The sequence below is a fragment of the Neisseria subflava genome (genome assembly GCF_003044645.1).
Lineage (GTDB): Bacteria > Pseudomonadota > Gammaproteobacteria > Burkholderiales > Neisseriaceae > Neisseria > Neisseria subflava_B.
Genome location: NZ_POXL01000017.1, coordinates 1 through 4,397 on the forward strand (window position 1 = coordinate 1; position 4,397 = coordinate 4,397).

Sequence of the window (4,397 nt, forward strand, 5' to 3'; positions counted from 1 at the left end):
GGGCAGCTGTACGGATGGTGAGGAGATATTTAGGGGCAATGATGCGGAGTGTAAGCCTTTTATGGGGTAGAAATCTGATCGAAAGGGAGGAGGCGGATAAAGAAAAAAGGACGTGCACAGGCACGTCCTGGGAGAGGGTAGTTTAATTGTCCAGTTAACACAACCAACCTCAGTTAGCTAAGGAAGGAGAAGAAATATTTAGTCTTATCAGATTGGCACACTATCAATTTTCAGACGGCCCTTTGTTATAATCCTCTCTTTACCTGAGCATAAAACAGGCCGTCTTATGGAAGTCATTCAATATCCCAATTCTCCGTTTAAACTTCATCAGCCATTTCCTCCTGCCGGTGACCAGCCCACTGCCATTGCTGGCTTGCTCGAAGGACTTTCAGACGGCCTTGCTTATCAAACCCTGCTCGGCGTAACCGGTTCGGGCAAAACCTACACCATGGCGAACGTCATCGCCCAAAGCGGCCGTCCCGCCATCATCATGGCGCACAATAAAACCCTTGCCGCCCAACTCTATGCCGAAATGCGCGAGTTTTTCCCCGAAAATGCGGTGGAATATTTCGTCTCCTACTACGACTATTACCAACCCGAAGCCTATGTACCCAGCCGTGATTTGTTCATAGAAAAAGACAGCGCGATCAACGAGCACATCGAGCAGATGCGCCTTTCTGCCACCAAAAACCTGATGACGCGCGACGACGTGATTATCGTTGCCACCGTGTCCGCCATTTACGGTATCGGTGACCCGACCGAGTATCAACAAATGGTGTTGTCCGTCAAAGAAGGCGACACCATTGAGCAGCGCGACATCATCGCCACGCTCGTTTCAATGCAGTACGAACGCGGCGATTTGGACTTCAAACGCGGCAGCTTCCGCGTGCGCGGCGACGTGATTGACGTGTACCCCGCCGAAAGCTCCGAAAACGCCTTGCGCATCAGCCTGTTCGATGACGAAATCGACCGCCTCGATATGTTCGACCCGCTTTCAGGCAGCCTGCACCAGCGCGTCGGCCGCTACACCGTCTTCCCGTCCAGCCACTACGTTACCCCGCGCGACACCGTATTGCGCGCCTGCGAGTCCATCAAAGAAGAGCTGCGCGAACGCATCGAATTTTTCGCTTGCGAACAACGCCCCGTCGAGCAACAACGCATCGAACAGCGCACCCGCTTCGACCTCGAAATGCTCTACGAAATGGGTTTCTGCAAAGGTATCGAAAACTACTCCCGCCACTTCTCCGGCAAAAAAGAAGGCGAACCGCCGCCCACGCTGATGGACTACCTGCCTGACAACGCCATCATGTTCATCGACGAAAGCCACGTTACCGTTACCCAAATCGGCGGCATGTATAAAGGCGACGCATCGCGTAAGCAAAACCTCGTGGATTACGGCTTCCGCCTGCCTTCCGCACGCGACAACCGCCCGCTCAAATTCCACGAATTTGAAAAAGTTATGCCACAAACAGTCTTCGTTTCCGCTACCCCCGCCAAATACGAAGAAGAACACGCCGGACAAGTAGTCGAACAAGTCGTCCGCCCCACCGGGCTGGTCGACCCCCAAATCATCATCCGCCCCGTCGCCACCCAAGTTGACGATTTAATGAGCGAAATCAACGACCGCATCCAAAAAGGCGAACGTGTGCTCGTTACCACCCTCACCAAACGCATGGCGGAGCAACTCACCGACTATTACAGCGAACTCGGCATCAAAGTACGCTACCTGCACAGCGACATCGACACCGTAGAGCGCGTTGAAATTATTAGAGATTTACGGCTCGGCCTGTTTGACGTACTCGTCGGCATCAACCTCTTACGCGAAGGCCTCGACATCCCCGAAGTCTCCCTCGTCGCCATCCTCGACGCCGACAAAGAAGGCTTTCTGCGCTCGCACCGCAGCCTGATTCAAACCATAGGCCGCGCTGCGCGCAACGTGAACGGCGTCGCCATCCTGTACGCCGACAAAATTACCGACTCCATGAAAGCTGCCATCGACGAAACCGAACGCCGCCGCGAAAAACAGATTAAATTTAACGAAGAACACGGCATCGTACCGCAACAGATTAAAAAACAGGTCAAAGACATCATTGATGGCGTGTACCACGAAGAAGACAACGGCAAAGGTCGTCTGAAAGGCAAAAACAAAGTCAAAGTCGGGGAAATCCACAACGAAGAAGACGCAATTAAAGAAATTGCCAAACTGGAAAAAGCCATGCAACAGGCGGCTAGGGATTTGCAGTTTGAAGAAGCGGCTGTGTTACGCGATAAAATTAGGAATATTAAAGAGAACTTATTGTTTGGATCGGAATAAATTTAGGAGAATCTGTCTTAGCAGATAAGTATTTTTTAGGTTGAGGATAAAATTTTCAGATTTAAATGTTGTATTTTATTTATTAAATAGCTGGTTAAGCTTTTTACTTAGAAGCTTTTGAAGCTTAGAATAATTTTGATATATTGCATATAGTTAAGTCCATGGTTAAATGGACTTGTATATAGGATGACAATTTTTTAGAAGAGCATGTATAGTTCTATATTAAACGTTAATTAATAAATGGTTAGATAGTTACATAGATAATATTAAGAATCTATGTGCTAATATTTAACCAATATGGTTATTTTTATATATAATTGATTTTTTGAGTATAAGGCTATTTAAAATGCAATGGAATATTCCTGAAGTTCCCGCAACATTAGTTCCAGAAGTCAAAAATAAGTGGGGAAAACCATGGATGTGGGCCGCTACTTTGGCATTTGCATGTTGCTGTTCATTGCTATGGATTTTATTGCTGAAAAAGTATGCAATTTATTCGTTGGTCTTTCCTGTTATATGGTTTGCAGTACTTTCTTACCGCTATATTTCTTCAGTCCATCGTTATGCCGCTATGGAGGCATGGCAGAAAGAAAAAGACAATATTCGTAGAAAGTGGACAGAGTGGGCTGGTAAGAGGGTTGCTGTAATAGACGCTTATGTAGCTCTGCCGTCTGAAATTGCACTGAATGATGTAATTGCTGAAACTAAAGGTAATGAGAGATTTGATTGTATTGCTTTTATTGATGAAGAAGATAACTTTGAACGACCATTGTGTCATGAAACAACGGTGTGGCAATTAGAAGAAAGAATGAGATCTTTGGCTGAGTTTTCAAAAAAATTGACCGTACATATCCATACTCCTGACAACGATATTTATGAAGCCTGGCAAAATAAACTAATCAATATGTCGGAAACTATTGGTATAGAAAATTTGGATCTGGCCATAATGCCTCTACAGGATATGAGTGGATTTATCGATAATTGGTTTGAGAAATCCGAACCGGAAGGTATCCATGCTGTTTTGTCAGCTTGGTTAAATCCAGATGTAGATGATTTAGAATTTACTGAAACAGTAACCTGGATAGTTTTTTCCTCTCTGCATTTGGCTAAACAGAATAATCTACCAATTCGTGCATGGGTACAACGACCTATTACGCTGGATGATGGAAAACAACCACAGTTATTGAAAAAATATGTGGATTATGGATTACATGGTGAAGCAGTTGATGCAGTATGGTTTGCTTCCTCACATGAGGAAATCCAGCAATATATGGATGGTATTAAGGCAGCAGGAGGGGACTGGCATTACGACAGAAATAGTGTTTTAAGACATAATCCTGGGCTTTTTATGGGACCTCTTGCTTCGGAAAATCAATTGCTCATGTTAGGTCTGGCTGTTGAAAATACTGAGCAGAAAAATCAGTTATTTGGTTGGAATACGGATAATGGTTTTTATATGGGGCGTTTGATTCAGGCTTATGGTAATGTTTGAGATCTACAATCTGGTTTATAGGAATTTTGACGGCAAAGGAATGTAAAAATGAAGGGTATTATTAGATTGGGTGATTCTACTACGCATGGTGGTATGGTCATTCAAGCATCTTCCCAAATGACTATTGAAGGAAAACCTGCGGCACTAGTTGGCGATTTGGTTAGTTGCCCTATAACCGGTCATGGCGACAATCCGATTATTGAAGGCAGTCAGTATATGATGTTTGAAGGTAAAGCAGTTGCTGTTGATGGTTGCAAGACTGCATGCGGATGTGCTCTGATTAGTAGTCTGCCCAGCGTTGGGAGTGATTAAAAAAATCCTCTTTCCTTTTTGGAAAGAGGATTTTTCAAGTTTGCCAAATTGCTTATTTCTTCTCTTTAGGCATTTGAGATACCAATGACAAGTTGACATCCAAGCCTTCGATTTGGAAGTGCGGGCGGGCAAACAGGCGGACTTTGAAGAAGCCCGGGTTGTCCTCGATATCTTCCACCAATACTTTTGCCTCCCTTAACGGATGTGTTGCCTGCAGCTCGTCGCTCGGGTCGGTCATTTCCGTTACCAGGGTATTGATCCAATTATTCAGTTCCAACT

Annotated in this window: 3 protein-coding genes and 1 pseudogene; 3 read left to right on the forward strand and 1 reads right to left on the reverse strand. The window is 45.3% G+C overall.

Annotated features, from left to right (window positions below; all coding sequences use genetic code 11):
- The first annotated feature begins 286 nt into the window (after window positions 1–286).
- From uvrB to DBY97_RS11315, 3 genes are all read left to right on the forward strand, one after another.
- Window positions 287–2,314 (forward strand): excinuclease ABC subunit UvrB, encoded by a 2,028-nt coding sequence (uvrB, locus tag DBY97_RS11305; protein WP_107858384.1) that lies wholly within the window; start codon window positions 287–289, stop codon window positions 2,312–2,314.
- A 346-nt stretch (window positions 2,315–2,660) separates the two neighbouring features.
- The gene (locus tag DBY97_RS11310) at window positions 2,661–3,806 is read left to right on the forward strand and encodes a hypothetical protein (protein WP_107858385.1); all 1,146 of its coding nucleotides are present in this window, start codon (window positions 2,661–2,663) and stop codon (window positions 3,804–3,806) included.
- Between the two features lie 48 nt (window positions 3,807–3,854).
- Window positions 3,855–4,118 (forward strand): PAAR domain-containing protein, encoded by a 264-nt coding sequence (locus tag DBY97_RS11315; RefSeq protein ID WP_049332348.1) that lies wholly within the window; start codon window positions 3,855–3,857, stop codon window positions 4,116–4,118.
- A gap of 52 nt (window positions 4,119–4,170) precedes the next feature.
- Here the strand turns inward: DBY97_RS11315 and DBY97_RS11320 are convergent.
- Window positions 4,171–4,397: pseudogene (locus tag DBY97_RS11320) on the reverse strand (type VI secretion system contractile sheath large subunit); the annotation flags it as partial.

Excerpts from the sequence above, each read along its gene's own strand:
- DBY97_RS11315 (WP_049332348.1), top strand. The coding sequence starts at position 3,855 with ATGAAGGGTATTATTAGATTGGGTGATTCTACTACGCATGGTGGTATG.
- uvrB (WP_107858384.1), top strand. The coding sequence starts at position 287 with ATGGAAGTCATTCAATATCCCAATTCTCCGTTTAAACTTCATCAGCCA.
- DBY97_RS11310 (WP_107858385.1), top strand. The coding sequence starts at position 2,661 with ATGCAATGGAATATTCCTGAAGTTCCCGCAACATTAGTTCCAGAAGTC.